This is a genomic window from Actinoplanes sp. NPDC019969 (assembly GCF_055562375.1).
Map to the genome: position 1 here is coordinate 635,031 of NZ_JBVHFK010000003.1, position 22,134 is coordinate 657,164.

Annotated in this window: 25 protein-coding genes; 12 read left to right on the top strand and 13 right to left on the bottom strand. The window is 71.1% G+C overall.

Annotated features, from left to right (window positions below; genetic code table 11):
- Window positions 1-3: 3 nt before the first annotated feature.
- Genes ACZ3II_RS13125 through ACZ3II_RS13135 form a run of 3 tightly spaced genes read left to right on the top strand, consistent with a single transcriptional unit; the run spans window position 4 to window position 1,279 of the window.
- Window positions 4-450: a MarR family winged helix-turn-helix transcriptional regulator gene (locus tag ACZ3II_RS13125; RefSeq protein WP_465517832.1), complete on the top strand. Its 447-nt coding sequence runs from the start codon at window positions 4-6 to the stop codon at window positions 448-450.
- Window positions 451-457: 7 nt separating this feature from the next.
- On the top strand, window positions 458-760 hold the full coding sequence (locus ACZ3II_RS13130) for a GNAT family N-acetyltransferase (protein ID WP_465517833.1): 303 nt from the start codon (window positions 458-460) through the stop codon (window positions 758-760).
- Window positions 761-1,279 (top strand): putative periplasmic lipoprotein, encoded by a 519-nt coding sequence (locus tag ACZ3II_RS13135; protein ID WP_465517834.1) that lies wholly within the window; start codon window positions 761-763, stop codon window positions 1,277-1,279.
- Window positions 1,280-1,394: 115 nt separating this feature from the next.
- Here ACZ3II_RS13135 and ACZ3II_RS13140 read toward each other — a convergent pair whose 3' ends face one another.
- Complete coding sequence (locus ACZ3II_RS13140; protein WP_465517835.1) at window positions 1,395-2,006, bottom strand: TetR/AcrR family transcriptional regulator; 612 nt, start codon at window positions 2,004-2,006, stop codon at window positions 1,395-1,397.
- An 84-nt stretch (window positions 2,007-2,090) separates the two neighbouring features.
- On the opposite strand from ACZ3II_RS13140, the gene ACZ3II_RS13145 reads away from it, so the two are divergent.
- Together ACZ3II_RS13145 and ACZ3II_RS13150 are read left to right on the top strand one after the other, a co-directional pair.
- Window positions 2,091-2,687, top strand: coding sequence for a flavodoxin family protein (locus tag ACZ3II_RS13145; protein ID WP_465517836.1), 597 nt, complete (start codon window positions 2,091-2,093; stop codon window positions 2,685-2,687).
- A complete protein-coding gene (locus ACZ3II_RS13150) occupies window positions 2,684-3,730 on the top strand; it encodes an NAD(P)H-dependent flavin oxidoreductase (protein ID WP_465517837.1) in 1,047 nt (348 codons plus the stop codon). Before ACZ3II_RS13145 ends, ACZ3II_RS13150 begins: the two co-directional genes overlap by 4 nt.
- Here ACZ3II_RS13150 and ACZ3II_RS13155 read toward each other — a convergent pair whose 3' ends face one another.
- The 5 genes from ACZ3II_RS13155 to ACZ3II_RS13175 form a co-directional block, all read right to left on the bottom strand.
- Window positions 3,731-4,291, bottom strand: a complete 561-nt coding sequence (locus ACZ3II_RS13155) for a MepB family protein (RefSeq protein WP_465517838.1) — start codon at window positions 4,289-4,291, stop codon at window positions 3,731-3,733. It abuts the gene before it with no gap.
- 69 nt (window positions 4,292-4,360) lie between these two features.
- Window positions 4,361-6,148 (bottom strand): sodium:solute symporter family protein, encoded by a 1,788-nt coding sequence (locus ACZ3II_RS13160; RefSeq protein ID WP_465517839.1) that lies wholly within the window; start codon window positions 6,146-6,148, stop codon window positions 4,361-4,363.
- A complete protein-coding gene (locus tag ACZ3II_RS13165; RefSeq protein ID WP_465517840.1) occupies window positions 6,145-6,351 on the bottom strand; it encodes a DUF3311 domain-containing protein in 207 nt (68 codons plus the stop codon). The genes ACZ3II_RS13160 and ACZ3II_RS13165 overlap by 4 nt, the downstream gene beginning before the upstream one ends.
- 89 nt (window positions 6,352-6,440) lie before the next feature.
- Window positions 6,441-6,986 (bottom strand): QsdR family transcriptional regulator, encoded by a 546-nt coding sequence (locus ACZ3II_RS13170; protein WP_465517841.1) that lies wholly within the window; start codon window positions 6,984-6,986, stop codon window positions 6,441-6,443.
- A gap of 34 nt (window positions 6,987-7,020) precedes the next feature.
- The gene (locus ACZ3II_RS13175) at window positions 7,021-7,311 is read right to left on the bottom strand and encodes a chorismate mutase (RefSeq protein ID WP_465517842.1); all 291 of its coding nucleotides are present in this window, start codon (window positions 7,309-7,311) and stop codon (window positions 7,021-7,023) included.
- 129 nt (window positions 7,312-7,440) lie between these two features.
- Here ACZ3II_RS13175 and ACZ3II_RS13180 point away from each other — a divergent pair, with 129 nt between their 5' ends.
- On the top strand, window positions 7,441-8,139 hold the full coding sequence (locus ACZ3II_RS13180) for a hypothetical protein (RefSeq protein WP_465517843.1): 699 nt from the start codon (window positions 7,441-7,443) through the stop codon (window positions 8,137-8,139).
- Window positions 8,140-8,198: 59 nt separating this feature from the next.
- On the opposite strand, the gene ACZ3II_RS13185 is transcribed toward ACZ3II_RS13180, so the two are convergent.
- The 3 genes from ACZ3II_RS13185 to ACZ3II_RS13195 are packed head-to-tail and all read right to left on the bottom strand — an operon-like array spanning window position 8,199 to window position 10,140.
- Window positions 8,199-8,537, bottom strand: a complete 339-nt coding sequence (locus ACZ3II_RS13185) for a VOC family protein (protein ID WP_465517916.1) — start codon at window positions 8,535-8,537, stop codon at window positions 8,199-8,201.
- 2 nt (window positions 8,538-8,539) lie between these two features.
- A complete protein-coding gene (locus ACZ3II_RS13190; protein WP_465517844.1) occupies window positions 8,540-9,313 on the bottom strand; it encodes a MerR family transcriptional regulator in 774 nt (257 codons plus the stop codon).
- A 5-nt stretch (window positions 9,314-9,318) separates the two neighbouring features.
- On the bottom strand, window positions 9,319-10,140 hold the full coding sequence (locus ACZ3II_RS13195; protein ID WP_465517845.1) for an NAD(P)H-binding protein: 822 nt from the start codon (window positions 10,138-10,140) through the stop codon (window positions 9,319-9,321).
- Between the two features lie 67 nt (window positions 10,141-10,207).
- Here ACZ3II_RS13195 and ACZ3II_RS13200 point away from each other — a divergent pair, with 67 nt between their 5' ends.
- Entirely contained in the window at window positions 10,208-10,933 is a 726-nt protein-coding gene (locus ACZ3II_RS13200) for an AraC family transcriptional regulator (protein WP_465517846.1), read from the top strand.
- 23 nt (window positions 10,934-10,956) lie between these two features.
- Here ACZ3II_RS13200 and ACZ3II_RS13205 read toward each other — a convergent pair whose 3' ends face one another.
- Window positions 10,957-12,096, bottom strand: coding sequence for an FAD-dependent oxidoreductase (locus tag ACZ3II_RS13205; RefSeq protein WP_465517847.1), 1,140 nt, complete (start codon window positions 12,094-12,096; stop codon window positions 10,957-10,959).
- Window positions 12,097-12,176: 80 nt separating this feature from the next.
- Between ACZ3II_RS13205 and ACZ3II_RS13210 the strand changes: the two genes are divergently transcribed.
- The gene (locus ACZ3II_RS13210; protein WP_465517848.1) at window positions 12,177-12,755 is read left to right on the top strand and encodes a TetR/AcrR family transcriptional regulator; all 579 of its coding nucleotides are present in this window, start codon (window positions 12,177-12,179) and stop codon (window positions 12,753-12,755) included.
- A gap of 10 nt (window positions 12,756-12,765) precedes the next feature.
- On the opposite strand, the gene ACZ3II_RS13215 is transcribed toward ACZ3II_RS13210, so the two are convergent.
- Window positions 12,766-13,722 (bottom strand): DUF1152 domain-containing protein, encoded by a 957-nt coding sequence (locus tag ACZ3II_RS13215; protein ID WP_465517849.1) that lies wholly within the window; start codon window positions 13,720-13,722, stop codon window positions 12,766-12,768.
- A 147-nt stretch (window positions 13,723-13,869) separates the two neighbouring features.
- Between ACZ3II_RS13215 and ACZ3II_RS13220 the strand changes: the two genes are divergently transcribed.
- The 3 genes from ACZ3II_RS13220 (at window position 13,870) to ACZ3II_RS13230 (ending at window position 19,649) form a co-directional block, all read left to right on the top strand.
- Window positions 13,870-15,606, top strand: a complete 1,737-nt coding sequence (locus ACZ3II_RS13220; protein WP_465517850.1) for a polysaccharide deacetylase family protein — start codon at window positions 13,870-13,872, stop codon at window positions 15,604-15,606.
- 1,218 nt (window positions 15,607-16,824) lie between these two features.
- Window positions 16,825-18,528, top strand: coding sequence for a phosphatidylglycerol lysyltransferase domain-containing protein (locus tag ACZ3II_RS13225; protein ID WP_465517851.1), 1,704 nt, complete (start codon window positions 16,825-16,827; stop codon window positions 18,526-18,528).
- Window positions 18,525-19,649, top strand: a complete 1,125-nt coding sequence (locus tag ACZ3II_RS13230) for an alpha/beta hydrolase (RefSeq protein ID WP_465517852.1) — start codon at window positions 18,525-18,527, stop codon at window positions 19,647-19,649. Before ACZ3II_RS13225 ends, ACZ3II_RS13230 begins: the two co-directional genes overlap by 4 nt.
- Here the strand turns inward: ACZ3II_RS13230 and ACZ3II_RS13235 are convergent.
- Window positions 19,600-20,169, bottom strand: coding sequence for a MarR family winged helix-turn-helix transcriptional regulator (locus ACZ3II_RS13235; RefSeq protein WP_465517853.1), 570 nt, complete (start codon window positions 20,167-20,169; stop codon window positions 19,600-19,602). The genes ACZ3II_RS13230 and ACZ3II_RS13235 overlap by 50 nt on opposite strands.
- Before the next feature lie 99 nt (window positions 20,170-20,268).
- Here ACZ3II_RS13235 and ACZ3II_RS13240 point away from each other — a divergent pair, with 99 nt between their 5' ends.
- Window positions 20,269-20,838, top strand: coding sequence for a hypothetical protein (locus ACZ3II_RS13240; RefSeq protein ID WP_465517854.1), 570 nt, complete (start codon window positions 20,269-20,271; stop codon window positions 20,836-20,838).
- 47 nt (window positions 20,839-20,885) lie between these two features.
- Here ACZ3II_RS13240 and ACZ3II_RS13245 read toward each other — a convergent pair whose 3' ends face one another.
- Window positions 20,886-22,046 carry a cytochrome P450 gene (locus ACZ3II_RS13245; protein ID WP_465517855.1) on the bottom strand — a complete coding sequence of 387 codons (1,161 nt, stop codon included), beginning with the start codon at window positions 22,044-22,046 and terminating at the stop codon, window positions 20,886-20,888.
- Between the last annotated feature and the right edge of the window lie 88 nt (window positions 22,047-22,134).

Consider the following 22,134-nt stretch of genomic DNA (forward strand, 5'->3'; position numbering starts at 1 on the left):
TACATGTCAACGAAACCGCCGGTGCGCTGGCTGGAGCCGGCCGAGGAGCGCGCCTGGCGTGCGTACCTGCGCATGGTCGTCGCCGTTCACACCGCCACCGCGGGCGACCTGGCGGAGTCCGGGCTGTCCGAGCCCGACTACGAGGTGCTGAGCACACTGTCCGAGCAGCCCGGCCACACCGGCACGCTGCACGCGCAGGCCGACAAGATGGGCTGGTCACGCAGCCGGCTGTCCCGCCACGCGACCCGGATGGAGGCCCGCGGGCTGCTGCGCCGCGAACCCGATCCCGCCGACGGCAGGGGCTGCCTGCTCGTGCTCACCGAGCAGGGACGCGAGGTCCTGGAGAGCGCGGCGCCGGCCCACCTCGCGTCGGTGCGGCGGCACTTCATCGACCGGCTCACCCCCGATGACCTGGCCGCCATCGAGCGGATCGCCGGGCGTCTGATTTGATGACCGGGTGAATCTCACGGTGGAGGACGTGCCCGAGCGGGAGCGGTTCGAGGCGCGCGACGAGACGGGCGAGCTCGCCGGAGTCGTCACCTATCAGCTCAGCGGCGCGATCATCGTCTACACGCACACCCAGGTGGACCCGCGGTTCGAGGGGCACGGCGCGGGGTCGGCGCTGGCCCGCGCGGTGATGGACGACGCCCGCAGCCGCAGCCGGACGGTCGTGCCGATCTGCCCGTTCCTGAGCGGCTGGCTCGACAAGCACCCGGAGTACAACAAGGTCGTCGCCCGCTCCACCCGCAAGGTGAAATAGGTGCGCAGAGCATTTGCCCTGCTGGCGGTCGTGCTGCTCGCCGGCTGTTCGAACCCGCTCGACACGATCTCCCGTACCCCCTGGCACAGCGTCGACGGCGGCTGCCCCGTGCTCTCCGGACGGCAGCTCATCGCCTCCCAGCCCGCCGAGAGCAGCGAAAGCTACAAGATCAATTGCGATTACGGTACGGGTGACAAGGTCGACCTCCCCGTCCGGATCATCATCGACCGGACGATCGCCGACAGCGCCGCCGATTACGAACTCAGCGAGAAGGCGGCCCGCGACTCCGGCCTCACCGTCGTGTCCCTGCCCGATGTCGGCGACCGCGCCATGATGATCGTCGACCCGGCCGGCCGGCTCCTCCCCGCCACCACGGTCCACGCCGAGACCGTCTCCCGCAACGCCATCATCACCGCCAAGATCGAGTCCGCCACCCCGGTCACCGCCGACGCCGCCGCCCACGCCCCGGCCCTGACCGCCGTCCTCACCGGCACTCTGAAGTCCCTCAAGGTCTCCTGACCGGATCCACATCGCGTTCCGGCCCACGGGGGACCTTGCTCGGCTGGCTGTCGTGGCTGTCTCCCGCGCCCGGAGACAGCCACGACAGCCAGCCGAGGTTTCCGGCCGGACCCTGTCATCGATCGTCGGGCGCGCTGGTCGTCACCAGCCGTCGCACGTGCGGCCACAGATCGTCGAGCGGCCGCACCTCGCGGGCCAGTTTCGCCAGCAGCACGGCGCCTTCGATCTGTGCGACCACGGCCCGTGCGGTGGCCCGATCGGCGTACCCGGGCGCCACGCTGCCGTCCTGGACGCCCTCGGTGAGGACGGTGTGCACCATCGCGGCCTGTTCGTCGAAGGCGGTGGTGAGGCGCTCCTGAACGGCGGCTTCCTGATTGCTCAGTTCGAGGGCGAGATTGCCCAGGAGGCATCCGTCGACCCGGCCGGTCTCCTGCCAGGCCTCGCGCTGTGTCGCCACGAGCCAGGCGACGAGCCGGCGTAGGCGTTCGACAGCCGGTTCGGCCCCGTGGAGCTGCTCCCGCCAGGCTGCCCGTTGTGCCTGCCAGTGGGTGTCGATCACTTCGATGGTGAGAGCCTGCTTGGACTCGAAGAAGTGGTAGAAGCTGCCCTTGCGGACGTCGGCGCGGGCGCAGATCTCGGCCACCCCGATCGCTGCGTAGCCGCGGGTGTGCAGCAGTTCACAGGCGCTGTCGCGGAGCCGGTCACGGGCGGTGCTGGTTCGACCCATGGCACAAGTATACGGCCGGTCAACTATCTTTTAGTTGACCGGTCGTCTACCTTTCAGGGCGTCACCTCTCGGAAGGAGAGCGACATGTCCATCAGTGTCGCCATCGCGTATCACAGTGGATACGGCCACACCGCACGCCAGGCTCGGGCCGTTGCCGAGGGAGCGGCATCGGTGACCGGTGTCACCGCCACGCTGCACGACGTCGCTGTCGTGGGCGAGCCGCTGTGGCAGGCGCTCGCCGAGGCCGACGCGATCGTCTTCGGCACTCCCACCTACATGGGCAGCCAGTCCGCCGTCTTCCAGGCATTCGCCGAGGCCAGCGGGCCGATCTGGGCACAGCAGGGCTGGCGCGACAAGATCGCTGCGGGGTTCACCACGTCCGCCGGCGTCAACGGGGACAAGCTCAACACCCTGTCGTCGCTGACGGTGTTCGCCGCTCAGCACGGCATGCACTGGGTCTCGCTCGGCCTGCCGCCCGGCTGGCTCTACACCACCGGTGGTGACGCCGGAGACCTCAACCGGCTGGGCGGGTTCCTCGGGGCGATGGCGCAAGCGCCCTCGGATGCCGGCCCCGACGACGCGCCGGGGACAGCCGACCTGCGCACCGCTGAGCACCTCGGGCGCCGGGTCGCCCAGGTCACGGTCGAGCTGAGCCACGGCCGTCTGGTCGGTGCGGCATGAGGGCCCGCCTGACCGAACTGCTCGGCATCGACGTCCCGATCATTCAGGGTCCGTTCGGCGGTGGCCTGTCCAGCATCCCGCTCACCGCCGCGGTCAGCGGCGCCGGCGGCCTCGGCTCGTTCGGCGCGCATCACCTGGACCCCGGCGCGATCACGGCGCTCGTCGCCGACCTGAAGTCGGCGGTGCCCGCCGGCCTGCCGTTCAACGTGAACCTGTGGGTGCCGCACCCGGGGGAGGCGGACCTGCGCCCGGCGCCCGCTGACCTCGAACGGCTCCGGCCACTCTACGAGCGGTTCGGCATGCCGGTTCCGGCCTCGTACGCACCCCCGCCCTCCTTCGACGACCAGGTGGACGCGCTGCTGGCGGCGCAGCCACCGGTGATCAGTTTCGTCATGGGTGTGCCGTCCGCCGACGTGGTGACCGAGGCGCGCCGCCGCGGCATCGTGACGATCGGCACCGCCACCACCGTCGACGAAGCGGTGGCCGTGGAAGCGGCGGGACTCGACGTCGTGGTCGCCTCCGGCAGCGACGCCGGCGGGCATCGGGGCGCCTTCCTGCGGCCGGTCACCGAGTCACTGGTCGGCACCTTCTCGCTCGTTCCGCAAGCCGTCGACGCTGTCGGCATCCCCGTCGTCGCGGCCGGCGGCATCGCCGACCGCCGGGGCGTGATCGCGGCACACGCCCTCGGGGCCGCGGGGGTCCAGATCGGAACCGGCTTCCTGGCGACGGCGGAGTCCGGGGCCAGCCCGGTGCACAAGGCCGCGCTCACCGGGCCCGGCGCCCGGACCACCGTGCTCACCCGGCTGTTCTCCGGCCGCCACGCACGGGGGATCCTCAACCCCCTGATCCAGGAGTTCGCGGCGGAGGAGGCGAACGTGCCCGAATATCCGGTGCAGAACGCGTTGATGCAGCCTCTGCGCCGAGCCGCCGCCGCACGCGACGACTCCCGCTATGTCAACCTCTGGGCGGGACAGTCCGCGGCGCTGTCACAGTCGGTCACCGCCGGGGAGTACCTGGCCACGCTGACGGTCACCGACGCCTGATCAGCGAGCTGCCGTGCGGTACAGCTCCCGGGCCCGGGTGATGTCCAGCGACATGCCGTCGTCCACGGGCAGGAAGTAGCCGATCTGCCATGCCTGCGACTTGCCGGCCTGGCGGCTCGTGGTGGTGACCCAGGGTGGATATAAGCGGAAGCCGCGCTTGCCCCCGGCACGGTCGTTCCCGACGACGCCGTGATCGCGGAGGGCTTCCATCGGGAAGACGAAGTGGCCGAAGCACCCGGCGTCCCGGGTGCTGATCACCACCAGATCGACGGGGTCCGTCATGTCCAGGGGCCGGATCGGACCGTCGCCGGACCTCACCCACAGTGTGACGAACTGTCCCGCCTTCGCCGGAGTCGTCCGTCCCGTGCGAAACCGGACGGACAGGCCGTTGATCAGGAGGGCATGGGCGCAGTAGTCAGCGCTCTCCCGCTCGGGCGCCGGACGGGAGCAGGAGAAGCCGCTCGGGTCGTACACCAGCGCTTTGGCGGCGCGAAGCTCGTCGTGCACAGGGTCGGCGTCGATCCACGGGCCGGTCGTGGCCTGCTGCGAGGGTGCACTCATGCCGGGAACAGTAGCGGCGGGCGGCAGTGTGGAGTTCGGGCGCGAGCAGCGGCCGAACTCCACACGCGGTCAGGGGCGGTTGATGTGACGGTGGCGGGCGGTGTCGTGGTCCGGGATACGGGCGCGGCCGACCGGCGGCGGGCTGTTGAGGTGACCGAGGCCGGGACCGGAGGTCAGGTCGGACAGGTCGGCGGGACGGGCTGCGGGCGGGGCTTTCAGGTCGGGTGGCCGCGACGCGGTGGCGTGGACCGGGGCGTTGCGGCGGGGGAGCCCGTCGATCAGCTCGTCGAGGCGTTTGATGTGGGAGTCGTCGGCGTCGGTGTAGTAGTCGGCGGGCCGGGTCGCGTCCTGGCCGCCGGTCCGGCCGAGCCCGCGCAGCAGCGCCGTCAGCACGGTGGCGAGAACCAGGTTGACCAGCAGGGCGACGATGCCGACGTAGACGGTCCGGCCGTCGCCGACCGGCCAGCTGGAGCCGCCGAAGTGTTCGGCGACGACGCGGCCGGCGCCGTCGCGTTTCGGGATCAGGTAGAGCATGCCGACGCCCACGGCCAGGCCGGTGATCAGGCCGGTCATCAGGGCGGCCCGGTGGAACCAGCCGGTGAGCAGGCCCAGCACGGCGGCCGGGATGGTCTGCAGGATGATCACGCCGCCGATCAGTTGCAGATCGACGGAGAACGCCGGGTCGATCGCCAGGATCAGCGCGGCCGCGCCGAACTTGACGATCAGCGACACCCAGCGGCTGACCTTGGCCTCGGTGGCGGGGGAGGCGTTCGGGCGCAGGTAGGGCCGGTACAGGCTGCGGGTGAAGGCGTTCGCTGCGGCGATCGACATGACGGCGGCGGGGATCAGGGCGGCGACACTGAGTGCGGCGTACGCGACCCCGGCCGACCAGCTCGGGAAATACTCGTGGATCATCCGCGGGATCACGGTGTTGAGATCCTTGTCGACCGGGGTCACGCCCTTGGCCAGCGCGAAGAAGCCCAGCATCGCCATCAGCGCCAGGGCGAGACAGTAGATGGGCAGGGCCGCGGCGTTACGGCGTACCGTCGCCCGGTCTTTCGCCGCGAGCATGCCCACCAGCGCGTGCGGATAGGCGAAGATGGCCAGCGCCGAGCCGATGACCAGGGTGAGGAACCCGAGGTGGCCGGTGTCGGGCAGCACCAGGCCGTCGGCCGGCGACGGGGTGGCCGCGAAATGCGCCTCGGCGGCCCGGAAGGTGTTGCCCCAGCCGCCGTACATCGCGACCATGACCACCGCGGTGAGCAGCATCCACGCCATCAGCACGTCCTTGAGCACCGACAGTAGGGCGGGCGCGCGCAGCCCGGACCGGAACGTGCAGATCGACACCACGGCCACCGCGGCGAGCAGTGGCCATTCGCCGCCGAAACCGACCGTACGCAGCACCGCTTGAAGAGAGAGGAGCTGCACGGCGACGTACGGCATGGTGGCGAGAATCCCGGTGACCGCGACCGCCGCGCCGAGGCCGGGTGAGCCGAACCTGGCGCTCGCGAACTCGCTGTGCGTGAGATATCCGTGCCGTCGCGCGACCGACCAGGCCCGCGTGGTGAGGACGAAGGTCAGCGGCGTCGTGACGATCGCGAACGGGACGGCGAAGAAGCCGATCACGCCGACGCCGTAGGTGAGGGCCGGCACGGCGATGAACGTGTACGCGCTGTACATGCTCCCGCCGATCAGGAACCAGATGGTCCAGTTGCCGAACGCCCGCCCGCCGACACCCCACTCCTCGAGGGAGTGCGGGTTCTCCGGGGCACGCCAGCGGGCCGCTCCGAAACCGAGCAGCACCATGCCGGTCATCAGGACGGCGAAGACGCCGACCTCGACGGCGCGGTCGCTCATGGTCGCTCCTCACGGGTGAGGAGGTGCACCGCCGTGATCATGACGATGGCGAACAGCGCGCAGGCGAACTGGTACCAGAAGAAGAACGGAACGCCCATCAGGGTGGGCTCGATCCGGTTGGTGAAAGGCGTGAGAAGCGGTGCGGTGGTCGGCAGGACGAGCAGCCACTGCCAGTGCCGGGAACGGCGGGCGGGTGTTGCCATCGGACTCCCTGTCGCGAATCTTGGGGCCGCACCATATGCAGTCTTCGATGAGTTACGCCACGGTTACCGGGAAACGTGCGACAGGTGTCTCAGCACGCCGTCAACAGCGCCCGGGCGGCCTTCTGCGCCATGTCCAGATCGGCCGGATGACCGGCGACCAGCTCGCCGTACAGAGCGGACTCGATGAGGCGCACGTACAGGTAGGCGAGGTCGGGGCCGGCGTCGGTCAGCCCGACCTCCTGGAAGATCTCGTGCTGGGCGGCGACCACCCGCTCGGTCAGGCCGCCGGCGCTGGTCAGCAGGATCCGCGCGGCCGCCTCCGGCTCGCCGGAGAGGAACCGGCGGAACGGCTCGGCAGACAGCAGCGCCGCGGTGAACCGGTGGGTGACCTCGATCGCGCCGTCCACTCCGGCCCGGGTGCGCCGGCGGCGGGCGTCGTCGAGCATGTGCGCGGCGAGACGCCACAGCACCTCGCCGAGCAGCCGGTCCCGGCCGCCGGTCACCCGGTACAGGGTGGCGCGGCTGACGGACATCTCGGCGGCCAGCCGCTCCATGTCGACGGTGCCGTGCCGCACGAAGTAGTGGCAGCCGGCCCGGGCCACCTCGTCGTCACTGACCACCCGGCGGACGCTCATGCGAAGCACCGTACGACATGAGCGTCGATGTTTGTTACCCGTCGGTTCGGCGGTGTTCGGACAGCTCCAGGTCGATGAAAGCGTTGATCATGGCGCGGTAGACGCTCTCCACCACGTCCGGGGAGCCGCCCGACGCGGTGGCGAGCGCGCGGACCTTGCCGATCACCTGCTCGACCCGGGCCGGCGCGCGGACCCCCTGCTCGTCGGTCTTGAAGGTGGCGGCCCGGCGCACCTGCACCTCCCGGGCGGCCAGCAGCGCGACCACCTGCGCGTCGATGGCGTCGATCTCGCGGCGAACGTCGATGAGGGAGTTCTCGGGAGTCATCCGCCCATGGTCGCAGGCGTGTTGATCCGGGGTGGGCCGGTGCGCCCGAACTCGACACATATCCGGGGTTCGTGCCAGCCTGTGCCCCGCCCGGTGTCGGCAGTGGATCAAGCGGGCAGTGTGTACCCCATGCAGAAGAACGTCATCCGTCTCGCCGTCACCGCCGCGCTCCTGTCCCTCCCGCTTGCCGGATGCGGCTCCACCCCCGCCGCCACCGGCGCCTCACCGGCAACGCCGGAGCAGTCCGCGGCCCCCACCTCGGCGGCCCTGGCGCCGGAGGACAACGGCATCCCGGCGGAGGCGTTGCTGCAGCCGGCCGACACCGGCGGGGTGAAGGCGGAGAAGCTGCCGGAGGGCGAGTTCGCACATGTGCGGCCGCTGCGCCCGTGCGGGGACGCGCGGTACCCCAGCGACGCGAGCCGGACCGACGCGGTGGCCATGCGGTACATCATCCCGGGCAAGGAGGCCGGGAGCGTGCCGTCCGGTGTGGTGGTGGAGTTCATCGGCAAGCACCGTGCGGGCGGCGCCGCTGAACAGTTCACCGACATCAAGGCGGCGATCGCCAAGTGCCCGGGCGGCCTCGGCAAGGGCCAGCACAAGTGGGAGATCGTCGAGTCGAAGGCGGATTCCATGGTGGTGCGGATCAGTTCGAAGTACAGCTACGCCGACGAGGCCCCGTCGACGGTCAGCACGTACGCCGCGGTTGCCCGGGTCGGCAAGGCGGTCGTGGTGGTCACCGACAACGGCTGGGAGAACATGGGCGGCGACGAGGCCCTGGTCCGGGACCTGATCGCCAAGGCGTCGAAGCGGGCCGAAACCATCGTCTGACGGCCGGGTCCCGCGTCTCGCCCGCATGGCCGGGCGAGACGCGTGCCGCGGCACGGGCGTCAGGCGACGCAGAACTCGTTGCCGGACGGATCGCGCAGGACGATCCACTCGTGGCCGTGCTCGGCATGCTCGGAGACGTGAACCGCGCCGAGATCGACCAGGCGTTTCACCTCGGCGGCCCGATCGCCGGCGGTCAGGTCGAGATGGCACCGGTTCTTCGCCGTCTTGCCCTCGCCGACCTGGAGGAACATCAGCGTCGGCCCGGGGTCGGCGGACCCGATCGTCGCGAAATAGGGGTTGGCGCCGGCATCGACCGGCTTGCCGAGCGCCTGCGACCAGAACCCGGCGAGGGCGGTGGCGTCGGCACAGTCGAACGTGATGTTGGCGATGGCGAGCATGCTCACTCCTGAACGGTGATGGGCCAGCAGATCTCGGTGCGGTAGTCCTGCTCGGAGGAGGTCTCGCCGGGGCCGAGCAGATAGGTCTCGCGGACGCGGCCGCCGATCGCGTATCCGGTGCCGGCCAGCCAGGCGCCGAGCGACCGGTAGCCGGTGGACAGCTCCCGATAGGGGCCGGTGAACTCGGCGACGGCGAACCGGCCGCCCGGCAGCAGTTCGGGGCCGTCGGCGGCCGGGACGAACGCGGTGACGGGGCTGGGCTCGTCGCGGTACTCCACCGGGAACAGGGCCCCCGGTGGACCGGACGCGTGCCGGCCGAGCAGCGCGAACGCCTCGCCGAGGAAACCTGGGAACTCCTCCTCGGTCACCTCACGGGTGATCGTGAACGCGGTGAACGACGGCAGCGCCCGCTCGGTCACCGCGGTCGGGGTCACCGTGGCCGGATCGCCGAGCAGCCCCTCGGTCAGCCGCAGGACGTGCTGGAGGTGCGCCTGCCGGGCCAGCGTCCGCTCCCGGTGCTCGGCCAGCACCCGCCGGGTCACCTCCGGATCGCGGGCGGCCAGGACCTCCCGGATGGCGGCAAGCGGCACATCCAGCTCCCGCAGGCTCCGGATCACGGCGGCGTCGCCGAACTGGGCCGCCCGATAGCCGCGATAGCCGGTGCGTGGATCCACCACGGCCGGCTCCAGCAGGCCGGACTCGTGGTAGGCGCGCAGCGTGTTGGCGGAGATCAGCGTCGCCCGGGAGAACGCGCTGATCGGCAGAAGGTCGTCCACGCGTTTCAGTCTCGACCTTCGCCCAGGGTGAAGGTCAAACGGGCCCACTCCCGGAAACTCGTGGGGGAGCGTTTCAGCACGTCCCGGACGCCCGTGGTGAGGATCGCGTTGTGCCCGGCGCGGGCCCAGGCGGAACCGAGGACCACCTCCGGCGGCAGCCCGGGGACATCGGCGACGTCGGTGATGGTGACGGGTCGCCCGAGCACCTCGGCGAGGATGTCGGCCTGATCGCTTACGGTCAGCAGCTCCGGCCCGGTCAGCGTGTAGGTCCGGCCGCCGTGACCCGGCTGCGTCAGCGCCGCCGCGGCCACCGCGGCGATGTCGGCCGGGTCGATGACACCCTGCCTGCCGTCGCCGGTCAGGTTCGGCACCGGCTGGCCGGCCCGGATCGCACCCGCCCAGTGCAGGGTGTTCGAGGCGAAACTCGACGGCCGCAGGATCGTCCAGTCCAGGCCGCTGCCCCGTACCGCCTCCTCGGCAGCCAGATGCCACGCCCCGACCGTCGCGCCCGCGAACCGCTCGCCCGTGCCGATCGCCGACATCTTCACCACCGTGGCGACGCCCGCGTCCCGTGCGGCGTCCAGCAGGTAACAATCAAAATCGGGCGTGGGTACGGGCGGAGCAGTCAACAGAAACACCGCTCGCACCCCGGCCACCGCCCGGCGCAGCGAGGCCGGGTCGGTGAAGTCGGCGTACGCCACCTCCACGCCGTCCGGCAGCGCCCCGGTCCGTCCCCTGGTCATCGCCCGGACCGGATGCCCGCCGTCGTGGAGCTGTCGTGTGAGGTGGCGGCCGACGGTGCCGGTCGCCCCGGTTACCAGAATCATGATGATCACGGTTCCAGAGCGCGGGCGGCAGGCCTTGGAGATTTCGGCACGGGTCGATAATGGGCGGATGGGCGATCTCGGACCGTGGTTCTCCGCTGTCACCGTCGGCGCGCCGCCGGACGGCCCCCGGGCGCCGTCGGTCGTCGAGGAGCCGGATCACGCGACCGTCCTGACCTGGCGACTCGGGGCTGCGAACCCGTACGACATCGTGATCCTCGGCCCCCGCACCCGGGCCGGATATTTCGCCGCCCAGCCCGCCCAGAGCTGCGTGCAGATGCGGTTCCGGCCCGGCCGCGCCGCTGAGCTGCTGGGCGTGCCGGCGCGGCAGCTCGCCGACCGGGCCGTGCCCGCCACCGACCTGGACAGCGGGCCGCTGCACGACCTGATCCGGGAGATCGTCCGGGCCGGGCCGGCCGAGGACCGGCTGCACGCGCTGGCCCGGGACCTGCCGGCGGCCGGGCCCGCGGACTGGCGGTCCCGGATCGTCGCCGAGGCCGCCGCACTGCTGCCCGGCGAGCGCGTCGGCGCCGTCGCGCAGCGCCTCAACGTGAGCGAACGGCATCTGCGGAACCTGTTCACCGACCGGGTCGGGCTGGGACCGGCGATGTTCGTACGCATCGATCGTCTGCGCAAGGCCCTCGCCGGGATCGACCGGAGGCTGCCCGCGCTCGCCGCGGAGGCCGGCTACTACGACCAATCGCACATGAACGCCGACTTCCGGCAGCTGATGGGCACCACCCCGCACGCGTTCGCGACCCGCCGCTGGCCCACCGCCGCGATCTGCACCGGCTGAGAGCGACCGGCGCCGCTGTGCCGTCAGGCGCCGTGATCGTCGCCGAATTCGGGTGGCAGGTCATCGCTGAGCAGGTCCTCGGCGCGGCCTTCGAGCAGCTTGGCGGCATCGACGGAGCGCGGCAGCATGGTGTCCTCGTAAGCGCGGACAGCCTCGCCGATGGTCGCGGAGCCGGCGAGCGCGAGCGCCAACTCGGCGGCGTCGAGCATGGCGAGGTTGACACCGACGCCCAGTGGGGGCATGAGGTGGGCGGCGTCACCGAGCAGAGTGACGGTGGGATCGTGGTTCCAGACGTGCGGGACGGGGAGCGCGAAGATCGGCCGATCGGCATATCGGCCGTCGTTGTCGCTGATCATCCGCCGCATGCGGGGCGACCAGCCGGCGAACTCGCCGAGCAGGTGGGCACGGATGGCGGCGGTGTCGCCGGGCCGTAAGCCGGCGGCGGTGATCCAGTCGGCCGGGACCTTGCGGATGATGTAGACGCGGATGTGATCGCCGCCGTTGCGCTGGCCCCACAGCGCGCGGCTGCCGTCGGCTGCGGTGGCACTGCCCGGGCCGACCAGGGTGGACAGCTCGGTGTGCCGATCGGTCACGGCGTGGAACCAGGCTTCGGTGAAACAGACGCCGGTGTACTGCGGGACGGCCGGGGAGACCGCCGGGCGGACGCGGGAGAACGCGCCGTCGGCACCGATGACCAGGTCCGTCTCGACGGTGGCGCGGTCGGCGAAATGCAGGGTGCGGGGGCCGCCGGCGGGCCCGCTGACATGGGTGAGCGCCTGACCCCACCGGACGGTGCCGGGCGACAGCGCATCGAGCAGGAGGTCACGCAGCCGGCCGCGGTCGATCTCGGGTTTGACCAGTTCGCCCTCCTCCGGGACGATGCGTGCCCGCAGCTCGCCGTCGGCGCCCAGGATGCGCATCTCCTGGCCCTCCGGGCGGGACAGCCGGAGGAACGCGTCGAGGAGACCGGCCTCGCGCAGGGCGAGCTGACCGCTGCCGGCGCGCAGGTCGAGGCTGCCGCCCTGGTCGCGGGCGCCGGGGCCGGGGTCACGGTCGTGGACGGTGACCGTGATGCCGTGCCGTTGCAGGATGCGGGCGCAGGTGAGCCCGGCGGGCCCGGCGCCGATGATGTCGATCCGCGCTTCTCTGATGGGTGAGGTCATGCCTCAAGAAAAGCAGAACGATTGAAAAAGTGCAACGAGTCAACTTTTTGCCTGATGCCACCTAGGCCTATACTCGGCTCATGACCCAGGCACCCGTCGGTCGCCGAGAGCGCAAGAAGGCGACCACCCGGCAGGCGATCGCCGACGCGGCCCTTCGCCTGTTCCTCGAGCACGGTTACGACCGGGTGAGTCTGCGCGAGATCGCCGACGCGGCCGACGTGTCGACGACGACGCTGTTCAAGCATTTCCCCGGCAAGGAGGCGCTGGTCTTCGACCAGGAGTTGAGCAACGAGGCTCAGCTGATCGCCGCGGTGCGCGGGCGAGCCGACATCGTCGGCGCGCTCCGCGAGCACCTCCTGGGCGCCTACCTCCCCATCGCGCGGCATCCCCAGGCGGCCGAGTTCGTCGCGCTGGTCGAGGCCACGCCGGCGCTGCGCTCGTATGCCGGACGCATGTGGACCCGGCACACCGGGAGTCTCAGCGCCGCCATCGCCGAGGAGTGCGGTGTGGACCCCGGCGATCTCAACTGCGTGGCGCTTGCCCGATTCGTCCTGGAGATCCCGGCCCTCGTCCGGGGGCGGCCGGACCCACGCGCCGCCATCGAGGCGATCTTCGACATCCTGGCCCGGGGGTGGGTGCGACCAGATCCGGTCAGGTGACCAGGTCGCTCTAATGCGGGAACACGCGGGGGATGCGCGGCGAGATCTCCTCGCGGAACGCCTCGATCCGGGTGATCACCTGGCGGCGGCCGACGGTGTTCTCGATCCGGTCCAGGTACAGACATCGGGCGGCCAGTTTGTCCAGGTCCACGGTGAAGTAGATGGCCATCAGCGGATTCACGAACAACGGACTGCCCGCCGTACGCCTGGTGAACTGGACGTCGCCGAACCGGCCACCGATGGCCGCCGCGATCTGGCCGTTGACGATGCTCGGCCGGTCCGGGGTGGCCGCCGCCGCGTGCGCGACCGCATCCCGGTAGAGCTTCGCCTCCCGGCTGTCACCCGGGATCGACAGCGCGCCGAGGTAACCGCCCTCCCGGTCCAGGGCGGCGATGTTCTCCAGCACCTGCACGTGGCTGACGCCGTGGTAGGCGTCGATGCCGAACCCGAGGCTCGTCACCAGCTTGATCGGCAGGTCGATCCCGGCGACCGCGCCGACACTGGTCAGATCCTCGACCGGGGTGCCGAGGCTGTTCTCGTCGCCGCGCAGCAGGATGTCGGTGCCGCCGTCGACCAGCACGATCGCCTCGATGTCGTGGCGGCCGATCAGGAAACGGTACGCGTCGCGGAGGGTCTGGACACCCAGTGGCGGGAACGCGTACACCGTCGAGGGCAGGTCGTGGCCGGCCAGCCAGCGGGCCAGCGCGCGCTCCGGGAAGTACCAGTCGGGGCTCTGCGACTCCGGGGTGACCTCGACCACGGTGTCGGATATCCAGCATTCGCGGTCGACCAGCTCCAGTTCGGAGAAGGACAGGTTCGCGAGATGCACCTGTACGCCTTTGTCCCACAATGCCAGGGCGAGCGGCAGGCCGGCGTAGACGTCGAAACCGCCACCCGCGCCGGCGATCAGCACCCGGCGAGCCGGTTCCAGGGCGGCGAAGAGTGGGGGAGTGCTCAAATTCGTCACCTGTCAATGATCACCCGAGCGGGTTACGTGAATCGATGCAAGTCGGTCTTTCGGTAGTATTGACGGGCAGTGTTAGCCTCGCTCGCTGGCAAGATCAATTCCAGCGACAGGCACCCGCGGGCCCCTCCGGCAGGTGCAGAGGTACTCATGTCCGACAAGTCCGAAGCGTCGTCACCCACCGATGAGCCGACCGCGGCGATTCCCTCCGCGCGGCCCTCCTCTTCTCCTACTTCCTCGGATGAGGTCACTGCGGCCCTCTCCTCCGGTACCTCTCCCGACGAGACCACCACCGTGATTCCGGCTGCCCGTTCCGCGGCGGAGTCCGAAGAGGTGACCGCGGCGCTGGGGGACGGTGAGCAGACCGCCGTGGTGATTCCGGCGCCGCGGTCCTCGAGCGAGACCGTTGCGGCGCCTGCCGATGCCTCCGATGTCTCGGCTGATGAGGCCACCACGGTTATCCCGGCTCAGCGGTCCTCGGGCGAATCCGAGGAGGTCACCGCGGCGCTCGCGGCCCCGGACGAGGTCACGACAGTGATTCCGTCCGCGGGCTCACCGGCCGAGCCGGCCGAGGGCGCCTCGTCGGAGGAGGTCACTGCGGCGCTGAACAGTGACGACTCGTCCGACGAGACCACGACGGTACTCGCTACAGGTGCTGCCACTGGCGGGGCCGCACCTGTGGACGAAGGCGACGCCCCGGCGGATGAGAACACGGTGGCGATTCCGGTCGGCGGTCTCTCCGGCGAGCGTACGGTCGCGCTCCCCTCCGCTCCCGTCGACGAGCCCACGATCGCGATCCCCGCTGCGCCCGCCGATGAGGCCACGATCGCGTTCCCCGCCGGTGGGCGCCCCGCACGCGGTACGGTCACGCCGCCGCCCGCTGTCGTTCCCACCGCCGCGCTGGCTCCTCCGGCCCCCGCGGCGCCGCCCGCTTCCGGTTCGGTTTACTCCGGGAACAGCGGAGCGACCGTTCCCCCTCCGGCACCCGCCTCCGGGTCGGTCTACTCCGGCACCGTCTCGCCCCCACCCCCTGTGTCCGGTGCCGTCTACTCGGGCAACAACGGCGGGACCCTGAGCCGCCGCCGACTCCTGTTCGGTGTCTCCGGTGTGGCCGGTGTCGCGCTGGCCGCGGCAGCCGTCGCCCTGGGCTCCTCCTCGAGCGACACCCCGACAGCGCCGGCCGCCGCGGGTTCGACGCCTCCGCCGTCGCCCGCGACCACCCGGTCCCGAGCCCCCGAGAGCGCGCCGGTCACCGTTGCGCCGGTGGCGGTGCATCAGCCGATCAAAACCCTTGCGGAGTACGCCAAAGCCAGCGGCAAACCCCCCTTCCCGTCCGATGCGATCGCCCTGACCATCGACGACGGCCCCCATCCGGTGTGGACGCCGAAGATCCTCACGCTGCTCGACAAGCTGCAGATCCCGGCCCTGTTCTGCATGATCGGCAACCAGGTGCTCGGCCATGAGGACGTCGCCAAGCTGGTCACCGGCGACGGCCACCAGCTCGCCAATCACACCTGGAGTCACCCGCTCAACCTGGGTGACAAGCCGTCGGCCGTCACCGAGAACGAGATCCGCAGGTCCCAGGCGAAGATCCACAAGACGACCGGGCAGACTCCGACCCTGTTCCGTTCACCGGGCGGTGACTGGTCGCCGCGGCTCCTGAAGGACATCGCGAAGGCCGGTCTCCTGCCCCTGGACTGGAGCAACGATCCCCGGGACTGGGAGCGCCCGGGCGTACCCGCGATCAAGCAGCGCATGCTCTCCGCCCGCCCCGGCCAGATCCTGCTCTGCCACGACGGCGGCGGCGACCGTTCACAGACGTACGCCGCCCTGAGCGCCGTCCTCCCCGTCCTCAAAGCCCGCGGCCTGCAGTTCGTAGCTCTCTAGGACGCACGCCCAGTGCCCCGGGTCGCTCGCCCTGCACGGCGACCACGGGGCACTGGCGTCCCCACCCCGCGTCCTACCGCGGGTTCCCGTCACCCCCTTGCGCAATGGTTTCTGGCCGCTCCCTGTCCCACCGCGGATTCCAGCCGCCCCGCTTCGCTGTGGATCCGCCGCCGACCCAGCCACCCCACCCCGGACAGGGCGGCCGGGACCGCTACCCGTGATGGCATGGATCCACTGAGCGGCTTCCCGCCGCGATCTTGATGAACCACTGCCGGAGTCAACCGCACAAGATCGAAAAGCTGCCCATACTTGTGCGCCTGGCTCCGGAAACCCGGCGCTTCCCGACCGGGATCGAGGCAGATTGCGATCTTGGTTCATAACCACCGGCGTGAATCGCACAAGATCACCAGCGGGTGGGTTTTGTGCCAAAACGGTCGCGTCGTCCCCACTGGATTCTCTCGACGAGCATTTCTCGTTCCCGGCATGCCGGCTCCGCGTTTCGCCGAGCACTCCAGGCATGCGCGATCGAATTGATCCGCGGGGCCCGAAATATCCGTCCGGAACGGTTATTTCGCCCCAACTGGGCAACGGCGAGAAAATAGCTCCCGTCCCTGAGTGTCCGCTCGGAGTCCCTGGCCAGCGGGATCATGAAAAGAAGACGACAACGATGAACCGTCCACGATCGCGGGTAAGAAAGAGGGTGACCGCCGCCAACTTGGCGCAGACGCTGAAGGGCCGAGCAGAAAAGCCCAAGATCGCGCTGATAGGACGGCGACAAATCGGATCCATCCAGTTGATCGTGGATCTTGTGCGGCTGGTTCTCATGGCTGTTTCAACGGCCCGGAGACAGCCTGAGAACCAGCCGAGGTTTCCCGGGGCGGGCCGGCTGGTCACCCGGGCTGTCTCCGGCCGGTTGAGACAGCCCTGAGAACCAGCCGAGGCGGGCCGGCCGGTCACCCACGGCTGTCTCCGGCGATCGAGGCGGCCCTGAGAGCCGGCCGAGGCGGAGCCGGTGCTGCCTTCGGCCGGCCGCAGACAGCGCGGACGACCAGCCGGATGGCGTCGGCCGCGTACGACGTCGTACCACGAAGGGGTCTGCCTTAAGGAGGATGCGGGTCTGCTCGTGGGCGGATCCCGGGGTTGCGCGACGATGCCAGACTCTCACCGGTTCGGCTGATCTTGGTGATCGGAGGCCGGGTTCGAGCGGGGGGTACGACATTGAGGCAGACGCGTGGCGACCGGGCCGGGAACCGCTGGCGGTGGGTGCCGACCGCATTCGGGCTGCTGTGCTCGCTGGTCGGGGTGCTCGGGATCCTGGCGGCGGTCGGCACGGTGCGGGCCGAGTTCGTCGGCGACGCCTCGGTCCTGTCGGGCCTGCCGGCGATGACGTCGGCCGCCAGCGGCATCCTCTACCTGATCGTGGCGCGCGGCCTGGGCCGCCGGGAACGGACCGCCTGGCTGTGGCTGGTCTCGCTGATGACGTTGCAGATCGTGCTGGCCGCTGCCGGGATCGTCGCCGACAACCCGCACAAGCACGCCGCGGGGCTGCGGATCGGCGTCGGCGCGCTGCTGCTGGCGGTGCTGGTGGCCGCGCGGGGAGAGTTCGCGGCGGGTCACCGCAAGCGCCGCCGGTCGACGACGGGCCTGCTGGTGGCGCTGGCCGTGCTGGGGCCGCTGGCGAGCTGGCTGGTGCTGACGGTGTTCAGCCCGCGCACGTCCGGCGGCGCGCACCGGGCGCTGTGCGGGGCGTGGTTCCTGGTGCGCTGGCTGTTCGGGGTGCGGCAGCCGCATTTCGAGGTGGCGCCGCCGGCCTGGCTGCCGCCGAGCATCGGCCTGGCGGGGGCGGCCGCCGTGATCGTGGCCGCCTATCTGAGCCTGCGCCCGGGGCGCCGGGTCCGCCGGAACTCGCGTGCGGACCGGGATCGGGTGCGGGAGTTGCTGGCCCGGCACGGCGACCAGGATTCGCTGGGCTATTTCGCGTTGCGCCCGGACAAGGCGGTGGTGTTGTCGGCGTCGGGCAAGGCGGCGGTCTGCTACCGGGTGGTCAACGGGGTGAGCCTGGCCGCCGGTGACCCGATCGGCGCCCCGTCGGAGTGGCCGGGCGCGATCGCGGCCTGGCACGAGGAGGCGCTGGCGCACGGCTGGACGCCGGCGGTGCTGGGCGCGGGCCCGGCCGGGGCGCGGGCGTACGCGCGGGCGGGTCTGCGGGTGCTGGAGATCGGCGACGAGGCGATTCTGCACGCCGACGAGTTCACCTTGGCGGGCCAGCCGATGCGGGCGGTGCGGCAGGCGGTGCAGCGGGTGCGGCGGGCCGGGTACGAGGTGCGCGTCCACCGGGTCGGCGACGTCGCGCCGGGCACGATCGACGAGCTTGCGGGGTACGCCGAACAGTGGCGCAACGGCCGTACCGAACGCGGTTTCTCGATGGCCCTGGGCCGTTTCGGTGATCCGGAGGACCTGGAGTACGTGGTCGTCGAGGCCCGCGACCCGCAGGGCCGCCCGGTGGCGATGCTCGGGTTCGTGCCGTGGGGTTCCGGCGGGCTGTCGCTGGACCTGATGCGCCGCGGCGCGGACAGCCCGAACGGCCTGTTCGAGTTCATGATCGCCGAGCTGCTGGACCGGTCCGCCGCGATGGGGGTGCGGCGGGTGTCGCTGAACTTCGCGATGTTCCGGTCGGTGTTCGCCCGCGGCGAGAGTCTCGGCGCCGGACCGCTGCTGCGCTGGTGGTACGCCGTCCTCATGGTCCTGTCCCGCTGGTGGCAGCTGGAGTCGCTGTACCGGGCGAACAAGAAGTACCAGCCGACCTGGCAGCCCCGGTTCCTCTGCTATCCGCACGGCCGTTCCTTCCCCCGGGTGGCGATGGCCGCCGCGGTGGCCGAGGGTTTCGTGGCGCTGCCGCAACGTGCGGAGGCCGGCCGGTGAACGGCCTCGTGATCACCAGCGGCTGGGTGGTCGGTCTGCTCGCGCTGGTCACGGTGGCCGCCGCCGTGGTCACTGCCGTGTTCTGGGACCGCGGCCGGTTCCGTGTCGTGCACCGGGCGGTGGGTCTGCTCGTCGTGCAGTTGCTGCTTCTGCTGAGCGTCGCCGCGGTGGTCAACAAACAGGCCAACTTCTTCGGTACGGTCGGCGAGCTGTTCGGCACCGGCGGCGCCGACACGTACGCGCACACGATGCCCCCAGACGCGCCCCGGCTGTCCTCGGACGACGGCGACGGCGCGCTGAACCGCTGGCTCGCCGCCCATCCGGCCGGGCCCGGGCGGAGCACTGTGGTCCCGGCGCTGCTCGCCGGCGCCGAGACAGGGTACGCGCTGCCCGCCCACGTCTACCTGCCGCCCGGGTATGCCCAGGCCCGGCAGCCCCTCCCGGTCGTCATGTTCCTGGCCGGCTATCCGGGCACCGTGGACAGCTGGCTCACGAGCGTGGGCGTCGGCGCGGCCCTGGACTCCGCGATCAGCGCCGGGACGCTGCCGCCGGTGATCGCGGTGCTGGCCGAACAGGACCCGGTCCGGGGCCGGGACAGCGAGTGTGTCGACTCGGTGCACGGGGTCCGTGCCGACACGTACCTCAGCTCGGATGTCCCGTCCGTGATCCGCCGTCACTTCCGGGCCGCCGCCGGGCCGGAGAGCTGGGCGGTGGTCGGCTATTCGACGGGCGGGTTCTGCGCGGTGAACCTGGCGCTGCGCCATCCCGGCCGGTTCGGTTCGGCGGCTTCGCTGGCCGGGTACTTCCGGCCGCTGATCGACCGGTCCACCGGCGACCTGTACCAGGGTGACCTGGACCTGCGCCGGGCCAACGACCCGCGGCTGACGATCGCGCACCGGAGGCCCGTACCCCTGCACCTGTTTCTCACCGCCGGGCTCGGCGACCATGCCGCGCAGCGGGACCTGAAGGCGTTCGCGCCGCTGGTCCGGGCGCCGGACACGCTGACCGTGGTCGCAGACAGGCCGGGCGGGCACAATTTCGGCACGTGGCGGGCGATCCTGCCGGACGTGTTCAGCTGGCTGGGCCGTCATCTGCGTCCCGGTGGCGCAACCAGGCCGTGAAGGCCCGCACCTCGGCGCGCTGAGCCGGGGTCAGATCGGGCGGCGCGCTGTCGGTGGCGCCGGGCGCGGCGGTGACCTGGTACGGCCGGGGAGGGACCTTCAGCGCCTTGCGGGTGGCGGCGTCGATCTCCTGCACGGCCAGCCGGGCGCCGTCGTCGGGCCCGAGGTGCTCGGCGAGGCGCGTCTGCGCGGCGACCAGGGCGGGCAGCGCCGACTCGTAGACGGCCCGCCCGTGCGCGGTGAGTTCGACCAGGTTGCTGCGGCGGTCGGCGACATTGGGGGTACGGGTGATCTCGCCCCGGGCCTGACAGCGGCGCAGGATCGCGGACAGCGTGGTGGGCGGCAGACCGGTCCACTGGCCGAGCTGGGTGGCGGTGACCGGCCCGAGATCGCTGATGAATCCATAGAGCGCGAACTCGTCGACCGACAGCGGATTGTCGGCGAGCTCCTCGCTGACCAGCGCGGTGGCGACCGACGCGAGCAGCCAGATGTCGGCGAGGAGGTTCTTGGGGCCGGGCACGTGATCAGCATACCAACGAGTTGTTGCGATCTCGCACTAACTAGTGCGATAGTGCAATGACTCGAACGGAGGAACCCCTTCATGACCACCATCGCCCCTGTGCGGCAGTCCTTTTCGCTCCATCGGCTCGCCGGCGTCGCCGGTCTGCTCAGCGCCGCCATCCTGGTCGTCAACGCGGCCAAGCGCGCCGGGCTCATCCCGTCCACCGCGCTCACCCAGCTCGTCGCCCCGCTCGCCGAGGTGTTCGCGCTGGCCTTCGTCACCGCGCTGTTCCTGGTCTGCGCGCCACGGCTGGGCCGCTTCGGCCGGGCCGCGTTCGTCGCGAACTACGTGGCGCTCGGCGCGCTCGTCGGCGTCGAGTTCGTGATCAACCTGGTGTTCGCCCGGCTCGACCCGGCCCAGATCACCGAGCTGCGGGCCGGTCCGCTGGGCGCGGCGCTCACCGGCACGTCGATGCTGTTCCTGATCGGCACGGTCGCCTTCGCCGCCGCCCTGGCCCGGACCGGACTGCCGCCGCGCGCGGCGCTGGCGCTCTACGCGCTGGGCTCGATCCCGGTGGCGCTGCGCGCGTTCGTGCCGGAGCTGGTCCTGGACCTGTCACTGGCCGTCCTCGCGAGCGGGGTGGCCTGGCTGTCGGTGTGGCTGATGAACACCGCCCGCACGCGCTGACGGCACGGCGGGCCCGGTTCGCACTCCGCCGGGCCCGCCCTGCGGGGTCACCAGCGGACCGGGACCTCCTCCAGGCCGCCGACCAGCAGCCCTTCGCGGCGGCGCAGGTCACCGACCGCGACGGCCAGGTCCAGGGTGGGCAGTCGTTCCAGCAGGACGGACAGGACCGCGCGCAGCTCGACTCGCGCCAGGGACTGGCCCAGGCAGGAGTGCGGGCCGGCGCCGAAGGTCAGGTGCGGGTTGGGGGAGCGGGCCAGGTCCATCCGGTCCGCGTCGGTGAAGATCCGCTCGTCGCGGTTGGCCGACGGCATCGAGGACAGCACGGTGGTGCCGGCCGGGACGACCGTGCCGGCGATCTCGACGGTCTCGGTGACCAGGCGGTGCGTACCGAAGCCGAGGTTGGTGTCGAAGCGCAGCACCTCCTCGACGGCGGTCGGCACCAGGCCCGGGTCGTCGAGCAGCCGCTCCCAGCGCTCACGCCGGGCCAGCAGCATCGCGACCATCTTGCCGATCATGTTGGCGGTGGTCTCGTGGCCGGCGACCAGCAGCGCCTGCCCGGTGAAGACCGCCTCCTCCTCGCTGAGCCGGCCGTCCTGCGCGTCGGCGACGGTGATCAGCCCGGACAGCAGGTCGTCGCCGGGGTTCTCGCGTTTGCCCAGCACGTGGGCCTGCATGTAGGTGAACATCTCGATGCCGGACTGCCGTACCTCGTCGGCGGTGAAGGCGCTGATGTTCAGGAACCGGTCGGACCAGAAGGCGAACCGGTCCCGATCGGCGGCGGGCACGCCGAGCAGATCACAGATGACGTAGACCGGCAGCGGGAAACCGAGCGCGGTCCGCAGGTTGGCCGGTGGCGGCTTGCGGGTCATCTCGTCGATCAGCTCGTGCGCGATCGTCCGGATGCCCGGCTCCAGGGCGGTCATCCGCTTGGCGGTGAACGAGCGGCTCAGCAGCCGCCGCCAGCGCATGTGCTCCTTCTCGTCGTTCATGAACGCGATCCGGGCGGCCATCATCTCGCCGCCGGCCGGGGTGTTCCGGACGAACCGTCGATCGGTGATCATCCGGCGGACGTCGTCGTAACGGGTCAGCAGGAACGCCTCGCTGCCGTCGGGCTTCCGTACGTGCGCCACCGGGCACTTCTCTCGCAGCTCCTGCCACTCGGCCGGCGGGTCGACCGCGGTCGGGGGCGTGAACGGATAGTCGAGCATGCCGCCTCCCCAGAGATAAACGCTTGATTACTTGGTACCGTACGGGCGGGACGAGAAGGTGGCAATCACCCCAAAATGATCATCGGAG

Bases quoted from the DNA above. Each gene is read 5' to 3' on its own strand.
- ACZ3II_RS13165 (WP_465517840.1), bottom strand. From the start codon at position 6,351: ATGGCAACACCCGCCCGCCGTTCCCGGCACTGGCAGTGGCTGCTCGTC.
- ACZ3II_RS13180 (WP_465517843.1), top strand. From the start codon at position 7,441: ATGCAGAAGAACGTCATCCGTCTCGCCGTCACCGCCGCGCTCCTGTCC.
- ACZ3II_RS13245 (WP_465517855.1), bottom strand. From the start codon at position 22,046: ATGCTCGACTATCCGTTCACGCCCCCGACCGCGGTCGACCCGCCGGCC.
- ACZ3II_RS13145 (WP_465517836.1), top strand. From the start codon at position 2,091: ATGTCCATCAGTGTCGCCATCGCGTATCACAGTGGATACGGCCACACC.
- ACZ3II_RS13185 (WP_465517916.1), bottom strand. From the start codon at position 8,537: ATGCTCGCCATCGCCAACATCACGTTCGACTGTGCCGACGCCACCGCC.
- ACZ3II_RS13200 (WP_465517846.1), top strand. From the start codon at position 10,208: ATGGGCGATCTCGGACCGTGGTTCTCCGCTGTCACCGTCGGCGCGCCG.
- ACZ3II_RS13150 (WP_465517837.1), top strand. From the start codon at position 2,684: ATGAGGGCCCGCCTGACCGAACTGCTCGGCATCGACGTCCCGATCATT.
- ACZ3II_RS13195 (WP_465517845.1), bottom strand. From the start codon at position 10,140: ATGATTCTGGTAACCGGGGCGACCGGCACCGTCGGCCGCCACCTCACA.
- ACZ3II_RS13125 (WP_465517832.1), top strand. From the start codon at position 4: ATGTCAACGAAACCGCCGGTGCGCTGGCTGGAGCCGGCCGAGGAGCGC.
- ACZ3II_RS13220 (WP_465517850.1), top strand. From the start codon at position 13,870: ATGTCCGACAAGTCCGAAGCGTCGTCACCCACCGATGAGCCGACCGCG.
- ACZ3II_RS13155 (WP_465517838.1), bottom strand. From the start codon at position 4,291: ATGAGTGCACCCTCGCAGCAGGCCACGACCGGCCCGTGGATCGACGCC.
- ACZ3II_RS13160 (WP_465517839.1), bottom strand. From the start codon at position 6,148: ATGAGCGACCGCGCCGTCGAGGTCGGCGTCTTCGCCGTCCTGATGACC.
- ACZ3II_RS13210 (WP_465517848.1), top strand. From the start codon at position 12,177: ATGACCCAGGCACCCGTCGGTCGCCGAGAGCGCAAGAAGGCGACCACC.
- ACZ3II_RS13205 (WP_465517847.1), bottom strand. From the start codon at position 12,096: ATGACCTCACCCATCAGAGAAGCGCGGATCGACATCATCGGCGCCGGG.
- ACZ3II_RS13175 (WP_465517842.1), bottom strand. From the start codon at position 7,311: ATGACTCCCGAGAACTCCCTCATCGACGTTCGCCGCGAGATCGACGCC.
- ACZ3II_RS13140 (WP_465517835.1), bottom strand. From the start codon at position 2,006: ATGGGTCGAACCAGCACCGCCCGTGACCGGCTCCGCGACAGCGCCTGT.
- ACZ3II_RS13170 (WP_465517841.1), bottom strand. From the start codon at position 6,986: ATGAGCGTCCGCCGGGTGGTCAGTGACGACGAGGTGGCCCGGGCCGGC.